Consider the following 19130-nt stretch of genomic DNA (forward strand, 5'->3'; position numbering starts at 1 on the left):
TGCTGGTAGGACCGGGCGCCATGAATCCGATCTTCGCCGGCCTTCCGACCACCGTGTTCGAACATTTCTCCGGGCTCGCCCGCGAACATGGCGCCGTCAATCTCGGCCAGGGCTTCCCCGATTTCGGCTGGCCGGACGATGTCGTCGCGGCGGCCGCCGAGGCGCTGCGGACCCAGTCCAACCAATATGCGCCGATGCGCGGCCTTCCGGCGCTGCGCGAGGCGGTGGCGGACCATTATCGGGCGCACCAGGGGCTGGAGGTCGCGCCGGACCAGGTCGTCGTCACTTCCGGCGCCACCGAGGCGCTCGCCGCCGCGATCCTGGCGCTGGTGAAGCCGGGCGACGAGGTGGTGCTGTTCCAGCCGCTCTACGACGCCTATCTGCCGATGGTGCTGCGCGCCGGCGGCGTGCCGAAGCTGGTCCGCCTGACCCCGCCCGACTGGCGGATCGAGGAGGACGCGCTCGCCGAGGCGTTCGGCGAACGCACGCGTCTCGTCATCTTCAACAATCCCCACAATCCCACGGCGCGCCTGTTCGGTCGGGAGGAGCTGGAATTGCTCGCCCGCCACTGCGTCGCCCGCGACGCGCTGGCGATTTCGGACGAGGTGTGGGAACATCTCGTGTTCGACGGGCGCGTCTTCCATTCGCTGGCCGCGATGCCGGGCATGGCCGAACGGACGGTGAAGATCGGTTCGGCCGGCAAGATCTTCTCGCTCACCGGGTGGAAGGTCGGCTGGGCGGTCGCCCCGCCGCCGCTCGCCGACGCTTTCTCGAAGGCGCACCAGTTCCTGACCTTCTCGACCGCGCCCAATCTGCAGGCGGCGGTGGCGCAGGGGCTCGCCAAGGGCGCGGACTATTATGCCGGCATGCGGGCGGGCTTCGCGGCGGCGCGCGACCGTCTGGCGGCGGGGCTCGGCGCGGAAGGCTTCGCGGTGCTGCCGGCCGAGGGCACCTATTTCCTCAACGTCGATCTCGAACACTCCGGCGTCGCGTCGGGCGACACGGCGTTCTGCGAGCAAGCGGTGCGGGAGACCGGCGTCGCCGCCATCCCGCTGTCCGCTTTCTACGCCGAGGCGCCGGTGACCAGCGTCGTGCGGCTGTGCTTCGCCAAAGGCGAAGAGGTGCTCGCGCGCGGCATCGAAGGGCTGGCGCGGGCGCGGAGGCTCTGACGCCCCACGCGTCGCCGCCGCTCAGCGCTCGCGCAGCGCGGTGTCGCTGAGGCGGGTGATCGGCGTCAGGATATAGTTCAGGATGGTGCGCCGATCGCCCAGCAGGCTCACGTCCGCCACCATGCCCGGTCCCATGGCGAGCGCGTTGCCGGCCGGGCTACGCAGCTGGGTCGTGGTCCGCACCCGCACCGTGTAGAAGCTCTCGCCGGTCCGCTCGTTCAGCACCGCGTCGGGCGAGATGTTCACCACTTCCCCGTCCATCGTGCCGTAGACCGACTGGTCGTAGGCGGTAAGGCCGACGCGGGCGGGCTGGCCCATGCGCACGAAGGCGATGTCCTGCGGCGTCACCAGGGCTTCGACCAGCAGGCTTTCCTCGGACGGGACGATTTCGACGATCGGTTCGCCGGGGCGGACGGTGCCGCCGACCGTGGTGACGAGCACGCGGTTGATCCGCCCCGCCATCGGCGCGCGCACGACGGTGCGTTCGACCCGGTCGGCCAGCGCGGGGAGGCTCGAGCGGCGGGCGGCAAGCTCCGCCTGGGCGGCGGCGAGTTCGCCGGCGGCGCGGGCGCGCCAGTCCTGGCGCAGCTGGTTGAGGCTGGCGCGCGCTTCGGCCACGCTGGCGCGCGCACGGGCGATGCTCTGCGCGCTCGCGGCGGCTTCGCTGGCGGTGACGGCGGCGGCGCTTTCGGCCTGCATCAGCGACAAGCGGGGCTCGATGCCGCGTTCCACCAGCGGGCGCAGCAGGTTGACCTCGGCGGCGCGGGCGTCGCGGGCGGAAACGCGCGCCTGATAGGCGGCCTCCGCCTCCGCGACCGCGCGCTCGGCTTGGGAGATGCGGGCCTGGGCCGCGCCGAGCAAGCCCGACAGCTCGGCCATGCGCGAGATGTGGAGCGAGCGCTCGATCTGGATCTGCTCCGCCGTCGAGGCGTCGATCGCCGGCGGATATTGCGGCTCGCGCCCGGCGATCTCCGCCTGGAGCCGCGCAATCTTGGCGTTGAGCGCGCCGACCGAGGCCTGGCCGCTGCCGAGATCCGCGCCGGACTGGGTGGGATCGAGCCGGATCAGCTCCGCGTCGCGCTCCACCTCCTGGCCGGGCTGGACCATGATCTCGGAGACAATGCCGCCTTCGAGATTGGAGACGACCTGGAGCTGCGAGCTCGGGATCACCCGGCCCTGCGCCCGCACCGTGCGGTCGAGCTCCGTCACCGCCGCCCAGATGATGAAGATCACGAAGAAGGCGGCGACCGCCCACAGCAGGATGCTGGAGGCGAGGCGCGGCTTGATCGTTTCCGTCAGCCGGTCTTCGAAATGGGTGTCGGTCATCTCAGGCGGCCTTCGGTCGGGTGAGCTGCTTCAGCACCGCGTCGCGCGGCCCGTCCGCGACGAGTTTGCCGCGGTCGAGAAGGATGATCCGGTCGACCAGCTGCAGCAGCGGCGGGCGGTGGGTGATGAGGATGAGGGTGCGGCCGTTCAACTCCTCCTGGAGCCGCTGGATGAGGGCGGTCTCGGTCTGGCTGTCCATCGCGCTCGACGGCTCGTCCATCACCAGGATCGGCGGCCGTCCGGCCAGCGCCCGGGCGATGGCGATCGACTGGCGCTGGCCGCCCGACAACCCCTCGCCGCGATCGGCGAGCTTCAGGTCGTAGCCGTTGGCAATCTGGCCCAGGAACTGGTGCGTGCCCGAAATCTGCGACACCCGCAGCAGCTCCTCGTCGTCCACCTCGCCGCGGGCGAGCGCGATATTCTCGCGGATGGAGCCGGTCAGCAGGATGCTTTCCTGCAGCGTGGAGCCGACATGGCGGCGCAGATGCTCGGGATCGATCTGGCGGATGTCGGTGCCGTCGATCATCACCACGCCTTCCTCGGGCGGATAAAGGCCGAGGATCATGCGGGCGACGGTGGATTTGCCGGAGCCGACGCGGCCGAGCAGGGCGACATGCTCGCCGGGCTCGACGGTGAAGCTCAGCGCATCGAGCGCGCGCTCCGGCGTGCCGGGATAGCGGAAGCCGACATTGCGGAATTCGATCTTCCCGGCGACGTTGATGCGCAGCGCCTCGCCCTCCGGTCCCTCCGGCGGCAGTTCCATCATCTCGTTGAGCTGGCGGTAGGCGGTGCGGGTGGCGGCGATGCGGGAGAGAAGCTGGGAGATCTGCGCGAGCGGCGCGATCGCCCGGCCGGCGAGGATCGAGCAGGCGATGAGCCCGCCCATCGTCAGCGTCCGCTCGGCGATCATGTTGACGCCGACGATCACCACGCCCGCATAAGCGATCATGCCGGCGGAGGTCGCGACGGTGATGCCGATGGTGGAGACGAGCCGCTGGCGCATCGACACGTCGGCATGCTGCTCGACCGCCTGCGCCCAGCGGCGGCTCAGCAGCGTGCCCGCGCCCGACGCCTTGACGGTCTCAAGTCCGCCGATCGTTTCGACCAGCACCGACTGCTTCAGCAGCCCTTCGCCCATCGACTTGGCGGTGAGCCGCTCCAGCGCCGGGTGGGTGGCCCAGCCGACCAGGATGACGAGCGGCACCATCAGCGCCGGCACCAGCACCACCCAGCCGCCGATCAGCGCGACCACCAGCAAGGTGAGGAGGATGAAGGGCACGTCCACCATCGCGGTGAGCGTCGCCGAGGTGAAGAAGTCGCGCAGCGTTTCGAGCTCGCGCATCATGCCGGCGATGGCGCCGGTCGATCCCCGCTTGAGATCGAGCCGGATCTGCACCAGCCGGCTGAACACATGCTCGCCCACTTCCCGGTCGATCTGCGCGCCGGCATGGTCGACGAAATAGGCGCGCAGCAGGCGCAGCATGAAATCGAAGACGATGACGATGCCGAGGCCGATCGACAGTGCGATCAGCGAATGGGTCGCGTTGTTCGGCACCACCCGGTCGTAGACCGTCATCGTGAAAAGGGCGGTGACGAGGCCGAACACGTTGATCAGCGCCGCCGCGACCGCCACCTTGGTATAGGTCGCCTTGTTCTTCAGCATCGGCCGGAACAGCCAGGGCGCGAAGCGCGGCTTGGGCGCCCGGATCAGAGTGTCGTCGCTCACGGTCTTTCCCCCAGCCGGTCGGTCGGTATCGCCAGCATCTCGAGCAGCCGCCCCGTTCGCGACAGCAGGATGTAGCGCGCGGCGTCGAGTTCGGTCAGCGCCTGGATGTAGGAGGTGGCGGACTCGAAGTAGGCCTCCTCCGCCGCGACCACGTCGAACAGGTTGCCGCGGGCGGCGCGGAACCGCTCGGCGATCACGTCGCGGGAGCGGCGGCCGGCGATATAGCTCGCCTCCATCGCGTCCAGCTGCTGCTCCAGCGCCCGCACGTCGGACCAGGCGATGGCGGCGTCGCGGGCGGCTTCCTCGCGGATGCGGGTGGCGCGGGCGTCGGCGCTGCGGGCGCGGGCGTCGGCCTGGTCGGCGCGGGCGTTGACGCCGCCGAACAGGCGCTGGCGAACCGTAAGCCGGCCGCGAATGTCATAGTCGCGGTCGTTCTCGAACACGCCGTAGCGACCTGCGTCCACGCCGGCGGACAGCTGCGGCATCGTGTCGGCGCGCAGGGCCCTCGCTTCCTGCCGCGCGGAATCGGCGATCGCCTGTGCCGAGCGGACGGCGGCCACGTTCATCGCGGCATAAGAGGCATGGTCGCGGCTCTCGGCCGGCAAAGCGGGGATCGGCGCGCGCTCCAGCTGCGTCGGCGGCGGGCTGCCGGTCAGCTCGGTGAAGCGCGCCTCGGCATTGGCGAGGAAGCGGCGGTAGCGGGCGAGGCGCGTCTCCGCCTGGGCGACGTGGGAGTCGATCCGGGCGAGGTCGCCCTCGGCCGACACCCCTTGCCGGATGCGCTCCTCCACGGAGGCGCGCAGGTCGCCCTGGCTGGCGATGAAGGCCTCGGTGAGGCCGACGAGCGCGCGGTAGCCGAACACGTCGTACCAGGCCGCGACCGCGCCGAGCGCGATCCGGTCCGCGGCATGTTCGTAATCCGCGCCGGCCGCGCGGAGGCGGGCGCCGGCGGCGGCGACTCGCGCGTCGCCGGCTCCGAAATCGAACAGGGTCTGCTGCGCGGACAAGGTGGCGTCGGTGCGCTGCACCGGCCGGGACCGCTCGAGGATATTGTCGGGATCGTTCGAGAATTCCCGCGCGATGATCCGGTAGGAGGTGATCGCGGCATCGACCACTGGGCGCTGCATCTCGCGCGCCTGCGCCACCACCGCCTCCGCTTCGTCGGCCAGAGCGGCGAATTCGCCGGCGCCGGGATGGCGCGCCACGGCGGCGGCCACGGCGTCGCGAAACTGGCCGAAAGGCGCGGAGTCGCGGCGCAGCTGGAGGATGGGATCGGACGCCGGATCGATCCGGCGCGGATCGCCGGTCGGCTCCGGAAGCACCGGCACGGTCTGCGCGCCCGCCGCGCCTCCCAGAGCGAGCGAGAGCGCCAGCAACGACAGGAACGATTTCTGCACCGACTCTACCCCCGCCCCAACCCCGTGGCTTTACGAGGGACTGCAGCAGAAAGGAAGCCCTAAGCGCCTAAGCCCACAGCATTTTTCAAGGCGCCGCGGAGCGCGGCGCGGGCCGTAAGTGGCGGAAGAAGATGGAAAAGATGGTGAGCCCTGCTGGGTTCGAACCAGCGACCTACTGATTAAAAGTCAGTTGCTCTACCGACTGAGCTAAGGGCCCGTGACCGGGGGTTCCACCTAGGAGCGGGCGCGGCGCGGGTCAACCGGGGATGGGCGGCGGAGGCGGTGGAGGAGCTGGCGGACGCTGGCGCCCGACACCGGATCGCGCCAGCCGGGCGCGATGGCGGCGAGCGGCTCCAGCACGAAGGCGCGGCGGCGCAGCTCCGGATGGGGGACGACCAAGGCGGCGTCCGACCAGGACCCTTCCGACCAGAACAGGATGTCGAGATCGAGGACCCGGGGACCCCAGCGCCGCCCCGGCCTGCGCCCGAAGGCGTACTCGATCGACTTCAGAACGTCGAGCAGCTCCGCCGGATCGAGGTCGGTTTCGAGCAGGAGGGCGGCATTGGCGAAGCTGCGCCCGGCCGGGCCGAGCGCCGGCGTCGCGCGCACCGGCGACATGGCCGAGACGCGCCCGATCTCGGCGAGCCGCTCGGCGGCGGCAACGAGAGTCGCCGCCGGTCCGCCGTGCCGCCCATGGCGGTTGGAGCCGAGCGCGATCGCATAGCTTGTCATGCCCATTCCCGCGGCACTAGACGCTGCCCATGTCCATCGCCAGCCCCGTGCCCGCGGCCGAACCGCCGCGCGATTGCCCGCTCTGTCCGCGCCTGGTCGCCTTCCGCGAGCAGCTTCGCGCCGAGCATCCGGACTGGTGGAACGCGCCGGTGCCGAGCTTCGGCGATCCCGACGCCTGGCTCGCCATCGTCGGCCTGGCGCCCGGAATGTGGGGGGCGAACCGCACCGGGCGGCCGTTCACCGGCGACCATGCCGGCCACCTGCTCTACGCCACGTTGAAGAAGTTCGGCCTCGCCGCCGGCGACTATGAGGAGCGGATCGACGACGGACTGCGCCTCACCGGCGCCGCGATCATCAATTCGGTGAAATGCCTTCCGCCGCAGAACAAGCCGACGCCGGACGAGATCGCGACCTGCCGCAGCTACTACATGATGTCTCTGGCCGGGCTGGAAAAGGTGCGGGTGCTGGTGGCGCTCGGCCAGATCGCGCACGGATCGGCGGTGCGCACCGCCGGCGGCAAGCTGTCGCAGTACAAGTTCGGCCATCTCGCCGAGCACCGCCTGCCGGACGGCCGGGTGTTGATCGACAGCTATCATTGCTCCCGATACAATCAGAATACCGGCCGCCTCACCGCCGAAATGTTCGAGGCGGTGTTCGCCCGGGCGCTGGACGTCGGCACCGCCTAGTCGGCGGTTTCGGTGCGGCCGTCCGGGTGGATGATCCACACGTCGCCGAAATCGGGATGCGACAGGTCGGCGGGGCGGACGCCGCCCAGCCGCCCGATTATGTCCGGCACCGTGTTCGAATGGCCAACGATCAGCACCGGGCCCCGCTCCGCCCGCGCCCGCGCGACCAGCCCGTCGAGATCGGCGGCGTCGTAGCGGATCGGCGTCAGGCCCAGACGGGCGGCGACCGGGGCGGCGGTCTGCTGCGTGCGCTTCCACTGGGTGACGTAGATGGCGCGCGGCGGATGCGCGGCGAGGCGGGCGGGGAGGCGCTCCGCCGCCGCCTGGCCTTCGGCCGTGAGGTCGGGGTCGCGCTCGCCCTGCGGCGTGTGGAGGTGGCGCATCACGTAGAAAGCCGGAGCGGCATCGGCAGCCGGCCGCCCCGCCGTCGCGCAGCCGCCGAGCGACAGGAGCGCGCACATCGCGGCGAGGAGCGGGATCGGCAGGTGGGCGACCAACATCAGCAGGGCTCCTTTGCTTCCGCTGGCTGCCGGATTTCCGCCGTCCCGGCAAGCCGCCGCCGGCGGCGCGCGGGGGAGGGGTGCAAGTCCGAAAAAAATCGATTAGAGGCGGCGCATCCTTGGGGGCGGCGCCTTCGCGCGCGGCTTCCTTCGACGCATTTCGATTCGGCCGCGGGGGCGGGGAAGCCGGATCGGGAAGAGGACAGGGTACAGGAATGACCGACCAGATTGAGCGCCGCAACCGACCGGCGCTCGCGCTCCATGTCCCGGAGCCGGATACCCGGCCGGGCGACGAGCCGGACTTCAGCCATATCGACATACCCGCCGCCGGCAGCCTCCGCCGCCCGGACGTGGCGGCGAGCCCGCGCGAGACGCATGAGCTCGTCTATTCGCTGGTGCGCGTGCTGGACGACGAGGGGGCGGCGGTCGGCCCGTGGGACCCGCGGCTCGATCCGGACAAGCTGCGCCGGATGCTGCGCGACATGATGATGGTGCGCGTCTACGACGACCGCATGTACCGCGCCCAGCGCCAGGGCAAGACCAGCTTCTACATGAAGTCGACCGGCGAGGAGGCGATCGCCGTCGCCGCCGCCCATGCGCTGGACGGGGAGGATATGTGCTTCCCCACCTACCGCCAGCAGGGCCTGCTGATCGCGCGCGACTATCCGCTCGTCGAGATGATGTGCCAGGTCTATTCGAACCGCGGCGACAAGCTCAAAGGGCGCCAGCTGCCGATCATGTATTCGGACAAGGGGAAGGGCTTCTTCTCCATCTCCGGCAATCTCGGCACGCAATATCCGCAGGCGGTCGGCTGGGCGATGGGCTCGGCGATCCGCGGCGACAGCCGGATTGCGGCCGCCTGGATCGGGGACGGGTCGACCGCGGAGGGCGACTTCCACGCCGCCGTCACCTTCGCCGGCGTCTATCGCGCGCCGGTCATCCTCAACATCGTCAACAACCAGTGGGCGATCTCCACTTTCTCCGGCATCGCCGGCGCGGAGCTCACCACCTTCGCCGCGCGCGCGGTCGGCTACGGCATCGCCGGGCTGCGGGTCGACGGCAATGACGCGCTCGCCGTCTATGCCGCGACCCGCTGGGCGGCCGACCGGGCGCGCCAGAATCTGGGTCCGACTTTGATCGAGATGTTCACCTACCGGGTGGAAGGCCATTCGACGAGCGACGACCCCACCGCCTACCGGCCGCAGGGCGCCGGCGCGAAATGGCCGCTCGGCGATCCGATCGAGCGGCTGAAGCGCCACCTGATCGCACTCGGCGAATGGAGCGAGGAACAGCATCAGGAGCTGCTCGACACGCTCGGCACCGACGTGCGCGCCGCGCAGAAGGAGGCCGAGAAGCAGGGCGTGCTCGTCGCCTCCAGCATCGATTTCCCGCAAGACGTGCGCACCATGTTCGAGGACGTGTTCGAGGAGATGCCCTGGCATCTGAAGGAGCAGCAGGCGCAGATGGTCGCCGAACTGGAGGCCAAGCGCAAATGACCGTCATGAACATGATCGAGGCGCTGAACAGCGCCCACGACCTGATGATGGAGCGCGATCCGGGCGTCGTCGTGCTGGGCGAGGATATCGGCTATTTCGGCGGCGTGTTCCGCGTCACCGCCGGGCTCCAGAAGAAATATGGCCGCAGCCGGGTGTTCGACACGCCCATCTCGGAAAACGGCATCATGGGCGTCGCGGTCGGCATGGCGACCTACGGCCTGAGGCCGGTCGCCGAAATCCAGTTCGCCGATTACATCTATCCGGGCTTCGACCAGATCGTCTCCGAAGCGGCGCGCATCCGCTACCGCACCGCCGGCGAGTGGTGCGTGCCGCTCACCATCCGTTCGCCTTATGGCGGCGGCATCTTCGGCGGCCAGACGCACAGCCAGTCGCCCGAGGCCCTGTTCGCCCATGTCGCCGGGCTGAAGACGGTCATTCCGTCCAACCCCTATGACGCCAAGGGCCTGCTGATCGCGGCGATCGAGGACAACGACCCGGTCCTCTTCTTCGAGCCCAAGCGCATCTACAACGGCCCGTTCGACGGCTTCTTCGACCGGCCGGTGACGCCCTGGGCGAAGCATCCGGCGGCCGAGGTGCCGGACGGCTATTACACCGTGCCGATCGGCAAGGCGGCGATCGCGCGGCCGGGCGAGCAGCTCACCATCCTCGCTTATGGCACGATGGTCCATGTCGCCATCGCCTGCGCCGAGGCGCAGGGGATCGACGCCGAAGTGATCGACCTGCGCACCATCGTTCCGGTCGACATCGACACGATCGAGGAGTCGGTGAAGAAGACCGGCCGCTGCGTCGTCGTCCACGAGGCGACCCGCACCGCCGGCTTCGGCGCCGAACTGGCCGCGCTCGTCCAGGAGCGCTGCTTCTATCATCTGGAGGCGCCGGTGCAGCGGGCGACCGGCTGGGACACGCCCTATCCGCACTCGCTGGAATGGGCTTATTTCCCGGGTCCGATCCGTCTCGGCACCGCGTTCAAGAAAGCATTGGAGGACTGACCGGCCATGGCGCGCTACGAATTCAAGCTGCCCGACATCGGCGAAGGCATCGCCGAGGCCGAGATCGTCGCCTGGCACGTCAAGGTGGGCGACCGGGTCGAGGAAGACCAGCAGATCGCCGACATGATGACCGACAAGGCCACCGTCGAAATGGAATCGCCGGTGTCCGGCACGGTGGTCGAGATCGCCGGCGAAGTCGGCGACCAGATTCCGATCGGATCGGTGCTGGTCGTGTTCGAGACCGACGCCGACAGCGCCGCCGCGGCCGAAGCCGAGGCCGAGACGGGATCGGAAGTCCCGATGGCGGACGGCATGCCGGAGATGACCGAGGGTCTTGAGGCCGCGGTACCGAGCGCGGACGTGGAGCCGGCGGAGCGCCGCACCACGCCCGATCGCCGCACCGGCCCCGACGAGCGCCGCGCCGACGATCGCGGACAGGAGGACCGCCGCCAGGGCGAGTGGCGCGCCGACCGCGCCGCTGAGGCGCAGGCCGCGGCGCCCGCCGAGGCGCCGAAGGAAAGCGCCGGCAAGGTGCTCGCCTCGCCCGCCGTTCGCCAGCGCGCGCGCGACCTCGGCATCGATCTGGCCGAGGTCCGCACCGCCGGCGACCGCATCCGCCACGCCGATCTCGACGCCTATCTCCTCTATCATGGCGGCGGCGCCAGCGCGCACGGGTCCGCCCGCCGCGGCCGCGACGAGGATGTGAAGGTGGTGGGCCTGCGCCGCAAGATCGCGGAGAACATGCAGGAGGCGAAGCGCCGCATCCCCCATTTCACCTATGTCGACGAAGTGGACGTGACCGCGCTCGAACAGACGCGGGCGATGATGAACGCGGACCGCGGCAGCAATCCGAAGCTCACCATGCTTCCGTTCCTGATCGCCGGCATGTGCCGGGTGCTGCCCGACTATCCGATGCTGAACGCCCGCTACGACGACGACGCCAATGTGGTGCACCGCTCCGGCGCCGTTCACATGGGCATGGCGACGCAGACGCCGAACGGCCTGTCGGTGGCGGTGATCCGCAACGCTGAGAGCCGCGACATGTGGGGCCTCGCCGCCGAGATCCTGCGCCTTGCCGAGGCGACCCGCGCCGGCAAGGCGACGCGCGAGGAATTGAGCGGATCCACCATCACCATCTCCTCGCTGGGGCCGATGGGCGGCGTGGTCTCGACCCCGGTCATCAACCGCCCCGAGGTCGCGATCATCGCGGTCAACAAGGTGAAGGAGATGCCGGTCGTGGTCGGCGGCGAGCTCGAGATCCGCAAGATGATGAACCTGTCTTTGTCCTGCGACCACCGCGTGGTGGACGGCTGGGACGCGGCGAGCTTCATCCAGGATCTGAAGAAGGTGCTCGAGAACCCGCTGAAGCTCCTCAGCATGCGCTGAGGGGGGCGGGGCTCGCCACGGCCGCCCTTCCGGCCTTCGCCAACCCTCAACCGTTCGGCCTGAGCCTGTCGAAGGCCGCTTCTTCTCCTTTCCCGGTGCTGGAAGAAAGGGGCGGCCTTCGACAAGCTCAGGCCGAACGGTTGGGGGAGGCTTGCGTCTGAAGCGCGGAGGCGTCGCCCCCCCTTCCCCTCGCGTCATCGACGCGTCATGATCCCGGGGCAGGGGAGGGGGACATGACGTTCGCAATCGACCGGCGGCTGCTGCTGAAGGCGGCCACATTGGGGATCGGCGCCCTCGCCGTCCCGGGCGCGGCGCAGCTGCTGTCGGCGCGGGGCTTCACCCATGCCGTCGCCAGCGGCGAGCCCGGCGCGCGCGAGGCGATGCTGTGGACCCGCTACGTGCCGGATGCCGGCGATGCGGCGCGGCTGGTCTGGCAGGTCTCGGCCGATCCCGATTTCGGCCGCCTGACCGCGGAGGGCGAAACCGTCGCGGCGGGCGAGCGGGACTGGTGCGCGAAGGCGTTGGCGGGCGGCCTCGCGCCGGGCGGCTGGTATTATTACCGCTTCCTCGACGCGGCCGGGCGCCCCTCTCCGGTCGGGCGCACCCGGACCTTGCCGGACGGGCCGGTGGCGCGCTTCGGCCTCGGCGTCTTCTCCTGCTCGAACCTGCCGTTCGGCCATTTCAACGCCTACGCCCATGCGGCGGGGCGAAGCGACCTCGACCTGATGGTCCATCTCGGGGACTATATCTACGAATATCCGGTCGGCACCTATCCGGGCGCCGGGCAGGCGGTGGCCGGCCGCGACATCCTCCCGGACCATGAGACGGTGGCGCTCGCCGACTATCGGCTGCGCTACGCCGCCTATCGCTCCGATCCCGATCTCCAGCGCCTCCACCAGCTCTTCCCCTTCGTGATAATGTGGGACGATCATGAAAGCGCGAACGACGCCTGGAAGGGCGGCGCCGAGAACCACCAGCCGGAGACGGAAGGGCCGTGGGACGCGCGCAAGGCGGCGGCGGTGCGGGCGTGGCGCGAATGGATGCCCGTATCGGACGACATGTTCCGCAGCTACCGCATCGGCGATCTCGCCGTCCTCCACCGGCCGGAGACGCGCCTCACCGCGCGCGACCGGCCGCCGCAGCTCGGCGAGATCCTGCGCGGCGGCGGCGATCCGGCGGCGGCGCTCGCCGCCTTCCGCGACGGCGCGTGGCGCGATCCGGCCCGCACCATCCTCGGCCCGGAGCAGGAGCGGCGGCTCGCGGAAGGCTTCCGCGCGCCGGCGCGCTGGCATGTGCTCGCCCAGCAGGTGGTGGTCGGGTCGCTCGCTTTCTCCCCGCGCATGCGCGACTGGACTCCCGCCCATGCGCCGGCCGAAATCCGGCAGCAGGCCGCAATCGTCTTCGCCGCCGCCGCCGCCGGCCTGCCGTTCAACTTCGACGCCTGGGACGGCTATCCGGCCGCGCGCGAGCGGCTGCTTCGCTCGGCGCTGGACGCCGACGCCAGCCTCGTCACCCTGTCCGGCGACAGCCACAACGGCTGGGCGTTCAACCTCGATCTCGGCGGCACGCCCGCCGGCGTCGACTTCGGCGTGCAGTCGGTCACCTCGCCCGGCCTCGAAGCCTATGCGGCGCGCGACCCGGCCGAGGTCGCGGCCGCGCTCGTCGCCCACAATCCGCAGCTCGCCTGGGCCGACACGTCGCGGCGCGGCTATATGTCGCTGACGCTGACGCCGGAGCGGGCGGTGAACGAGTGGCACTTCCTCGAGACCGTGCGGCAACGGCGCACGGCCTTGTCCGGCAGTCACCGCGCCGAGGTGGCGCGCGGCGCCAACCGCATCGCCTGAGCCGGGCAGAAAAAGCCGGTGCAGATTCGGGTGGATTGGCGCTAAGGGCGGCGCCATGCTGAAGAAAACCGAAGCGCCGGACCTCGATGCCCTTCGCCTGCTCGACGACCGGCTGCGCTGGCTGTCCGCCTGGACGATCCACAATGCCAATCATCTGCGCGAGAGCGCCGACGGCCTGAAGGTCGGCGGGCACCAGGCGAGCTGCGCCTCGATGACGGCGATCATGGCGGCGCTCTACTTCCATGCGCTGGGGCCGAACGACAAGGTGGCGGTGAAGCCCCATGCCGGCCCGGTGCTCCACGCGATCCACTATCTGCTCGGCACCCAGAGCCGCGAGCAGCTGGAGAATTTCCGCGGCTTCAAGGGGATGCAAAGCTATCCCAGCCGGACCAAGGACCGGATCCCGGTGGATTTCTCGACCGGCTCCGTGGGCCTTGGCGTCGCGGTCACCGCATTTGCGAGCCTCGTCCAGGACTATCTGGTCGCCCATGGGATGATGGACGCGGGCGCGGCCGGCCGGTTCGTCGCGCTGATGGGCGATGCGGAGCTCGACGAAGGCAATATCTACGAATGCCTGATCGAGGCCTACAAGCACGACATCCGCAATTGCTGGTGGATCGTCGACTATAACCGGCAGTCGCTGGACGCGACCACGGCGGAGCGCATGTTCCGCCGCTTCGACGAGATCTTCGCGAGCTGCGGCTGGCGGGTGGTGACGCTGAAATACGGCAAGCGGCTGGAGGCGGCGTTCGCGGAGGAAGGCGGCGCGGCGCTCCGCGACTGGCTCGAGCAGGTGTCGAACGCCGATTATGCGGCGCTCACCTATCTGGGCGGGGCCGCCTGGCGGGAGCGGCTGGAGAAGGAGGCGCCGGATGCCGCGCCGGTCCTCGCCGCCCGCGACGACGATGCCCTCCACGCGCTGATGACCAACCTCGCCGGCCACGACATGGAAAGCCTGGTGGAGGCGTTCGACGCCGCGCGGGACGACGTGCCGACCCTGTTCATCGCTTATACGGTGAAGGGCCAGGGGCTGCCGTTCGCCGGCCACAAGGACAATCATGCCGGCCTCATGAACCCGGGCCAGATCGCCGCGCTGCGCGAGCGGATGGGGATCGCCGAGGGCGAGGAGTGGGAGCCGTTCGCCGGGCTCGGCGGCAACAGCGCGGAAGGCGTCCGCGCCTTGGTCGAAAAGAGCCGCATCGCCCGGGAGAAGCGGGAGCGCCCCTGGCGACAGGCCGAGGTGCCCGCGATCGCGCCGCCGGCCGGGGAGGAGCAGTCCACCCAGGCGGCGTTCGGCCGCATCCTGCTCGATCTCGCCAAGGCGGGCGGCCCGCTCGCCGACCGGATCGTGACCACCTCTCCCGACGTCACCGTCTCCACCAATCTCGGCGCCTGGGTGAACCAGCGCGGCCTGTTCCGCCGGCAGGAGCTGGCGGACGTGTTCGCGAAGGCGAAGATCCCCTCCGCGCAGAAATGGGGCGCGACGGCGGCGGGCCAGCATATCGAGCTCGGCATCGCCGAGAACAATCTGTTCCTGATGCTGGCGGCGCTCGGCCTTGCCGGCGACCTGTTCGGCGAGCGGCTGCTGCCGATCGGCACCGTCTACGATCCGTTCATCGCCCGCGGCCTCGATGCGCTCAACTATGCCTGCTACCAGGACGCGCGCTTCATGCTGGTCGCGACGCCCTCGGGGCTGACGCTGGGGCCGGAGGGCGGCGCGCACCAGTCGATCAACCCGCCGCTGATCGCGCTCGGCCAGCCCGGGCTGCGCCACTACGAACCCGCCTTCGCCGACGAGCTCGCGCTGATGATGGAGGAAAGCTTTCGGTTGATGCAGGCGCCGGACGGGGAAAGCGTCTATCTGCGCCTCACCACCCGCACCGTCCGGCAGCCGGAACGCGAGGGAGAGGCGTGGAAGGACGGCGCGCTCGCCGGCGGCTACTGGCTGAAGGCGCCGGGCGAGGGCGCCGAGGCGGCGCTCGTCTATTGCGGCGCGATCGCGCCCGAGGCGCTCGCCGCCTGGGACGCGTTGAAGGACGACGTGCCCGGCCTCGGCCTCCTCGCCGTCACCTCGCCCGACCTGCTCCATCGCGGCTGGAGCGCGGCGCGGGCGGCGCGCTGGCGGGGCGGCGAAGCGGCGGAAAGCCATGTCGAGCGGCTGCTCGGCCGGCTGGCGCCGCAGGCCGGCCTCGTCACCATCCTCGACGGTTCGCCGGCGGCCTTGTCGTGGCTCGGCGGCGTTCGCGGCCAGCGGGTGAGCCCGCTCGGCGTCGATCGCTTCGGCCAGACCGGCAACCTGCCGGACCTCTACCGCGAATATCGCCTCGACGCCGACGCGATCGTCGAGGCGGCGGCGGAGCTGTTCCTCTAGCCGGTCTCCTCGCCGGGGAGGGTGGTCGGCGTGTGCAGCGCCTCGCGCACGTAGAGCCGCTTCACCAGCACGTAGAGCACGACGGTGAGCGGCGCCGCGACCAGCACGCCCACGATGCCGAACAGCGCGCCGCTCGCCACCAGGGCGAACAGAAGGAGGGCGGGCGGAAGGTCCACCGCCCGCTGCTGGACCAGCGGCTGGATGAGGTTGCCCTCCGCCTGCTGGACGAGGAGGTAGAGCAGCGCGGTCCACAGCGCGAGTTCGGGGCTGACCGCCAGCGCGACCAGGATCGCCGGGAAGGAGGCCGCGATCGGCCCCACATAGGGCACGAATTCGAGGATGCCTGCGATGATGCCGAGCGCGAGCGCGGACGGCACGCCGAGCAGCCACAGGCCGAGTCCGGTGAGCAGTCCCACCAGCGTCATCGACACCAGCTGGCCGATCAGCCACAGCCGGAGCGCGCGCCCGCTGTCGCCGATCGCCTCGCCGGCGAGCGGGCGGGCCCGCGGCGGGAACAGCTTGATCAGACCTTCGCGATAGAGCGCCGGCTGGGCGGCGAGATAGATCCCGCCGACGATGATCAGCACCGCGTCGGTGATCCCCGCGCCGACCGATAGCGCGATGCCCCCCAGATTGCTGATCATGCCGCTGCCGACCGCGATTTCGTCCACCCCGCGGCGCACCATGTCGCCGATGCCCCAGCGGTCGAACATGGCGAGCGCGGCTTCCCAGGCGGCGGGCACCATCTCGCCGAGCTGGCTCGCCTGCGCCGCCACCTGGGCGCCGAACATCCAGAAGGCGCCGAGGAAGCCGCCGAGCACGATCAGGATCGCGACGAGCAACGCGAGCCCGGACGGCAGCCGCAGCCGCTCCCGCACCGGCTCGGCGACGATGCTGAGGATCACGGCGACCAGCACCGCGCCGAAGACCAGGATGACGAGGCCGCGCAGGTGCCAGAGCAAAGCCGCGAAGCCGAGCACGCCGATCGCGATCACCAGCCGCTCGATGAATTGCCTGTGGCCCATAGCCCTTGATCTCCCGCGGCCCGGAACCAAGATGCTCGGTCCGGCGCTGTAACGGCAAGACATTTCATTCGGAGATCAGGGCATGTTGACCAAGATGATCGGCGCGGCCGTCGGGCGGAGGATCGCGGGGCGCAACAGCGGCCTCAAGGGCATGGTGATCGGCGCCGCCGCGCCGTGGCTGGTGCGCCGCGCCTTCACGCCGTTCGGCATGGTGGCGATGGGCCTCTACGGCGCGAAGAAGTATCGCGACTGGAAGCGCGAGCATGATGCCGGCCCCGGCGGCGCGGTCCCCGGCGAGGATTACCAGCCCGGCGGCAAGCGGCGGCGCTGAGCCCCGGGCGAGACGCGGTCTCGTCCGAAGGCTCGGAGGCGCCATGCCTCCGGGCAACTAGTCCTTGCGGTCGATAGCCGCCTTCCCTTATAGGCGCGCGAGTCCGCCGGGCGGTTCGCCCGTGGAAGCAAGGACATGATGCGCGCGTGCGGGGCGGCGGTAGCCGGGCCCCGGCGCGCTATTGTCATATGTCGAAACGGCCATCGGCCGCCATGCTTTCACGGCAGATCTCCGCCCGCCAGGACGCCCGCGACCGGCATGGGGCCGCCGCGGGGGTCGGGTCACAAGACCGTCGGAGACAACCGGCGGCCGGCAAAACAGATACGAAGGACGAACTTTTCTATGGCCACCACGGCATTTCCCACGCGCGACGATTTCGCGAAACTCCTGAACGAGACCCTGGGCGGCGAAGACGAAGGCTTCGAGGGCCGCGTCGTCAAGGGCAAGGTCACCGGCATCGAGAACGACATGGCGGTGATCGACGTCGGCCTGAAGTCCGAAGGCCGCGTCGCGCTGCGCGAATTCGCCGCGCCGGGCCAGAAGGCCGACCTCAAGATCGGCGACGAAGTCGAAGTCTATGTCGATCGCGTCGAGAACCACCAGGGCGAAGCGATGCTGTCGCGCGACCGCGCGCGCCGCGAAGCCGCCTGGGACAAGCTGGAAAAGCAGCATGAGGCCGGCGAGCGCGTCGAGGGCGTGATCTTCGGCCGCGTGAAGGGCGGCTTCACCGTCGATCTCGGCGGCGCCGTGGCCTTCCTTCCGGGCAGCCAGGTCGACATCCGTCCGGTCCGCGACGTCGGTCCGCTGATGGACATCCCGCAGCCCTTCCAGATTCTGAAGATGGACCGCCGCCGCGGCAATATCGTCGTGTCCCGCCGCGCGATCCTCGAGGAAACCCGCGCCGAGCAGCGTTCGGGTCTCATCCAGAGCCTCACCGAGGGCCAGGTGGTCGACGGCGTCGTCAAGAACATCACCGATTATGGCGCCTTCGTGGATCTGGGCGGCATCGACGGCCTGCTCCACGTCACCGACATCAGCTACAAGCGCGTCGGCCACCCGTCCGAAGTCATCAACATCGGCGACACGGTGCGCGTCCAGATCATCCGCATCAACCGCGAGACCCAGCGCATCAGCCTCGGCATGAAGCAGCTGGAAAGCGATCCGTGGGAAGGCGCGTCGGCCAAATATCCGGTCGGCGGCGTGTTCCGCGGCCGGGTGACCAACATCACCGAATATGGCGCCTTCGTCGAGCTCGAGGCGGGCATCGAGGGCCTGGTCCACGTGTCCGAAATGAGCTGGACCAAGAAGAACGTCCATCCGGGCAAGATCGTCTCCACCTCGCAGGAAGTGGACGTCGCCATCCTCGAGGTCGATGAGGACAAGCGCCGCATCAGCCTGGGCCTGAAGCAGGCGCAGGAAAATCCGTGGGCGGCCTTCGCCGAGAAGCACCCGGTCGGCACCGAAGTCGAGGGCGAGGTCAAGAACGCCACCGAATTCGGCCTGTTCGTCGGCCTGGAAGGCGATGTGGACGGCATGGTCCACATGTCCGACATCGCCTGGGGCGTGTCGGGCGAAGAGGCGCTCAACCTCCACCACAAGGGCGAGACCGTCCGCGCGGTGGTGCTCGACGTCGACGTCGAGAAGGAGCGCATCAGCCTCGGCATGAAGCAGCTCGAGCGCGGCGGCGTCGCGGTCGGCGGCAGCGCGTCGGGCGGCGTCAAGAAGAACGAGGTCGTCACCGTCACCGTTCTCGAAGTCCGCGACGGCGGCCTCGAGGTGCAGGTGGGCGAAGACGGCGCGACCGGCTTCATCAAGCGCACCGATCTCGGCCGCGACCGCGACGAGCAGCGTCCGGAGCGCTTCCAGGCCGGCCAGAAGTTCGACGCGATGGTGATCGGCTTCGATCGCTCGAAGAAGCCGAACTTCTCGATCAAGGCGCTGCAGATCGCCGAAGAGAAGCAGGCCGTGCAGCAGTACGGCTCGTCCGACTCGGGCGCGTCGCTCGGCGACATCCTCGGCGAGGCGCTGAAGCAGAAGCAGAGCTGAGGCTCCTTCCGCTCATATCCTGATCGCGCGGGCGCGTCTTTCTCCGGAAAGGCGCGCCCGTTGCCGTTACAAACCGCCGCGGCGG

At 70.0% G+C, this 19130-nt stretch carries 15 protein-coding genes and 1 tRNA gene; 9 read left to right on the forward strand and 7 right to left on the reverse strand.

Going from position 1 to position 19130, the window contains the following annotated elements; translation table 11 throughout:
• Positions 1 to 20: 20 nt before the first annotated feature.
• On the forward strand, positions 21 to 1169 hold the full coding sequence (locus ACK4K7_RS08885) for an aminotransferase (RefSeq protein ID WP_431865299.1): 1149 nt from the start codon (positions 21 to 23) through the stop codon (positions 1167 to 1169).
• 21 nt (positions 1170 to 1190) lie between these two features.
• Here ACK4K7_RS08885 and ACK4K7_RS08890 read toward each other — a convergent pair whose 3' ends face one another.
• From ACK4K7_RS08890 to folK, 5 genes are all read right to left on the reverse strand, one after another.
• Positions 1191 to 2495: an HlyD family type I secretion periplasmic adaptor subunit gene (locus ACK4K7_RS08890; protein WP_431865301.1), complete on the reverse strand. Its 1305-nt coding sequence runs from the start codon at positions 2493 to 2495 to the stop codon at positions 1191 to 1193.
• Between the two features lies 1 nt (position 2496).
• On the reverse strand, positions 2497 to 4221 hold the full coding sequence (locus tag ACK4K7_RS08895; protein WP_431865303.1) for a type I secretion system permease/ATPase: 1725 nt from the start codon (positions 4219 to 4221) through the stop codon (positions 2497 to 2499).
• Positions 4218 to 5618: a TolC family protein gene (locus ACK4K7_RS08900; protein WP_431865305.1), complete on the reverse strand. Its 1401-nt coding sequence runs from the start codon at positions 5616 to 5618 to the stop codon at positions 4218 to 4220. The genes ACK4K7_RS08895 and ACK4K7_RS08900 overlap by 4 nt, the downstream gene beginning before the upstream one ends.
• A gap of 141 nt (positions 5619 to 5759) precedes the next feature.
• Positions 5760 to 5835: transfer RNA gene (locus ACK4K7_RS08905), tRNA-Lys, on the reverse strand.
• Positions 5836 to 5852: 17 nt separating this feature from the next.
• Positions 5853 to 6356, reverse strand: a complete 504-nt coding sequence (gene folK, locus ACK4K7_RS08910; protein WP_431865306.1) for a 2-amino-4-hydroxy-6-hydroxymethyldihydropteridine diphosphokinase — start codon at positions 6354 to 6356, stop codon at positions 5853 to 5855.
• 23 nt (positions 6357 to 6379) lie between these two features.
• Here folK and ACK4K7_RS08915 point away from each other — a divergent pair, with 23 nt between their 5' ends.
• Positions 6380 to 7036, forward strand: a complete 657-nt coding sequence (locus ACK4K7_RS08915; RefSeq protein WP_431865307.1) for a uracil-DNA glycosylase — start codon at positions 6380 to 6382, stop codon at positions 7034 to 7036.
• On the opposite strand, the gene ACK4K7_RS08920 is transcribed toward ACK4K7_RS08915, so the two are convergent.
• Positions 7033 to 7536: a SixA phosphatase family protein gene (locus ACK4K7_RS08920; protein ID WP_431865308.1), complete on the reverse strand. Its 504-nt coding sequence runs from the start codon at positions 7534 to 7536 to the stop codon at positions 7033 to 7035. The two genes, ACK4K7_RS08915 and ACK4K7_RS08920, sit on opposite strands and share 4 nt — an antisense overlap.
• 215 nt (positions 7537 to 7751) lie before the next feature.
• On the opposite strand from ACK4K7_RS08920, the gene ACK4K7_RS08925 reads away from it, so the two are divergent.
• The 5 genes from ACK4K7_RS08925 (at position 7752) to ACK4K7_RS08945 (ending at position 15643) form a co-directional block, all read left to right on the forward strand.
• Positions 7752 to 9032: a 3-methyl-2-oxobutanoate dehydrogenase (2-methylpropanoyl-transferring) subunit alpha gene (locus ACK4K7_RS08925; protein ID WP_431865310.1), complete on the forward strand. Its 1281-nt coding sequence runs from the start codon at positions 7752 to 7754 to the stop codon at positions 9030 to 9032.
• Positions 9033 to 9037: 5 nt separating this feature from the next.
• Positions 9038 to 10042 (forward strand): alpha-ketoacid dehydrogenase subunit beta, encoded by a 1005-nt coding sequence (locus ACK4K7_RS08930; RefSeq protein ID WP_431865526.1) that lies wholly within the window; start codon positions 9038 to 9040, stop codon positions 10040 to 10042.
• Between the two features lie 6 nt (positions 10043 to 10048).
• A complete protein-coding gene (locus ACK4K7_RS08935; RefSeq protein WP_431865311.1) occupies positions 10049 to 11428 on the forward strand; it encodes a dihydrolipoamide acetyltransferase family protein in 1380 nt (459 codons plus the stop codon).
• A 233-nt stretch (positions 11429 to 11661) separates the two neighbouring features.
• A complete protein-coding gene (locus ACK4K7_RS08940; protein ID WP_431865314.1) occupies positions 11662 to 13272 on the forward strand; it encodes an alkaline phosphatase D family protein in 1611 nt (536 codons plus the stop codon).
• 55 nt (positions 13273 to 13327) lie between these two features.
• Entirely contained in the window at positions 13328 to 15643 is a 2316-nt protein-coding gene (locus ACK4K7_RS08945) for a transketolase (RefSeq protein WP_431865316.1), read from the forward strand.
• Here the strand turns inward: ACK4K7_RS08945 and ACK4K7_RS08950 are convergent.
• Complete coding sequence (locus tag ACK4K7_RS08950; protein WP_431865318.1) at positions 15640 to 16668, reverse strand: AI-2E family transporter; 1029 nt, start codon at positions 16666 to 16668, stop codon at positions 15640 to 15642. The two genes, ACK4K7_RS08945 and ACK4K7_RS08950, sit on opposite strands and share 4 nt — an antisense overlap.
• An 82-nt stretch (positions 16669 to 16750) precedes the next feature.
• Between ACK4K7_RS08950 and ACK4K7_RS08955 the strand changes: the two genes are divergently transcribed.
• Both ACK4K7_RS08955 and rpsA read left to right on the forward strand, forming a co-directional pair.
• A complete protein-coding gene (locus tag ACK4K7_RS08955; protein ID WP_431865320.1) occupies positions 16751 to 16999 on the forward strand; it encodes a hypothetical protein in 249 nt (82 codons plus the stop codon).
• Positions 17000 to 17341: 342 nt separating this feature from the next.
• The gene (gene rpsA / locus ACK4K7_RS08960) at positions 17342 to 19045 is read left to right on the forward strand and encodes a 30S ribosomal protein S1 (RefSeq protein ID WP_431865321.1); all 1704 of its coding nucleotides are present in this window, start codon (positions 17342 to 17344) and stop codon (positions 19043 to 19045) included.
• The last annotated feature ends 85 nt before the right edge of the window (positions 19046 to 19130 follow it).

It is taken from the genome of Allosphingosinicella sp., assembly GCF_046295735.1.
GTDB lineage: Bacteria > Pseudomonadota > Alphaproteobacteria > Sphingomonadales > Sphingomonadaceae > Allosphingosinicella.

Coding starts and splice junctions, on each gene's coding strand:
- ACK4K7_RS08885 (WP_431865299.1), top strand. CDS start 21: ATGAATCCGATCTTCGCCGGCCTTCCGACCACCGTGTTCGAACATTTC.
- ACK4K7_RS08890 (WP_431865301.1), bottom strand. CDS start 2,495: ATGACCGACACCCATTTCGAAGACCGGCTGACGGAAACGATCAAGCCG.
- folK (WP_431865306.1), bottom strand. CDS start 6,356: ATGGGCATGACAAGCTATGCGATCGCGCTCGGCTCCAACCGCCATGGG.
- ACK4K7_RS08915 (WP_431865307.1), top strand. CDS start 6,380: ATGTCCATCGCCAGCCCCGTGCCCGCGGCCGAACCGCCGCGCGATTGC.
- ACK4K7_RS08920 (WP_431865308.1), bottom strand. CDS start 7,536: ATGTTGGTCGCCCACCTGCCGATCCCGCTCCTCGCCGCGATGTGCGCG.
- ACK4K7_RS08925 (WP_431865310.1), top strand. CDS start 7,752: ATGACCGACCAGATTGAGCGCCGCAACCGACCGGCGCTCGCGCTCCAT.
- ACK4K7_RS08930 (WP_431865526.1), top strand. CDS start 9,038: ATGAACATGATCGAGGCGCTGAACAGCGCCCACGACCTGATGATGGAG.
- ACK4K7_RS08935 (WP_431865311.1), top strand. CDS start 10,049: ATGGCGCGCTACGAATTCAAGCTGCCCGACATCGGCGAAGGCATCGCC.
- ACK4K7_RS08940 (WP_431865314.1), top strand. CDS start 11,662: ATGACGTTCGCAATCGACCGGCGGCTGCTGCTGAAGGCGGCCACATTG.
- ACK4K7_RS08945 (WP_431865316.1), top strand. CDS start 13,328: ATGCTGAAGAAAACCGAAGCGCCGGACCTCGATGCCCTTCGCCTGCTC.
- ACK4K7_RS08950 (WP_431865318.1), bottom strand. CDS start 16,668: ATGGGCCACAGGCAATTCATCGAGCGGCTGGTGATCGCGATCGGCGTG.
- ACK4K7_RS08955 (WP_431865320.1), top strand. CDS start 16,751: ATGTTGACCAAGATGATCGGCGCGGCCGTCGGGCGGAGGATCGCGGGG.
- rpsA (WP_431865321.1), top strand. CDS start 17,342: ATGGCCACCACGGCATTTCCCACGCGCGACGATTTCGCGAAACTCCTG.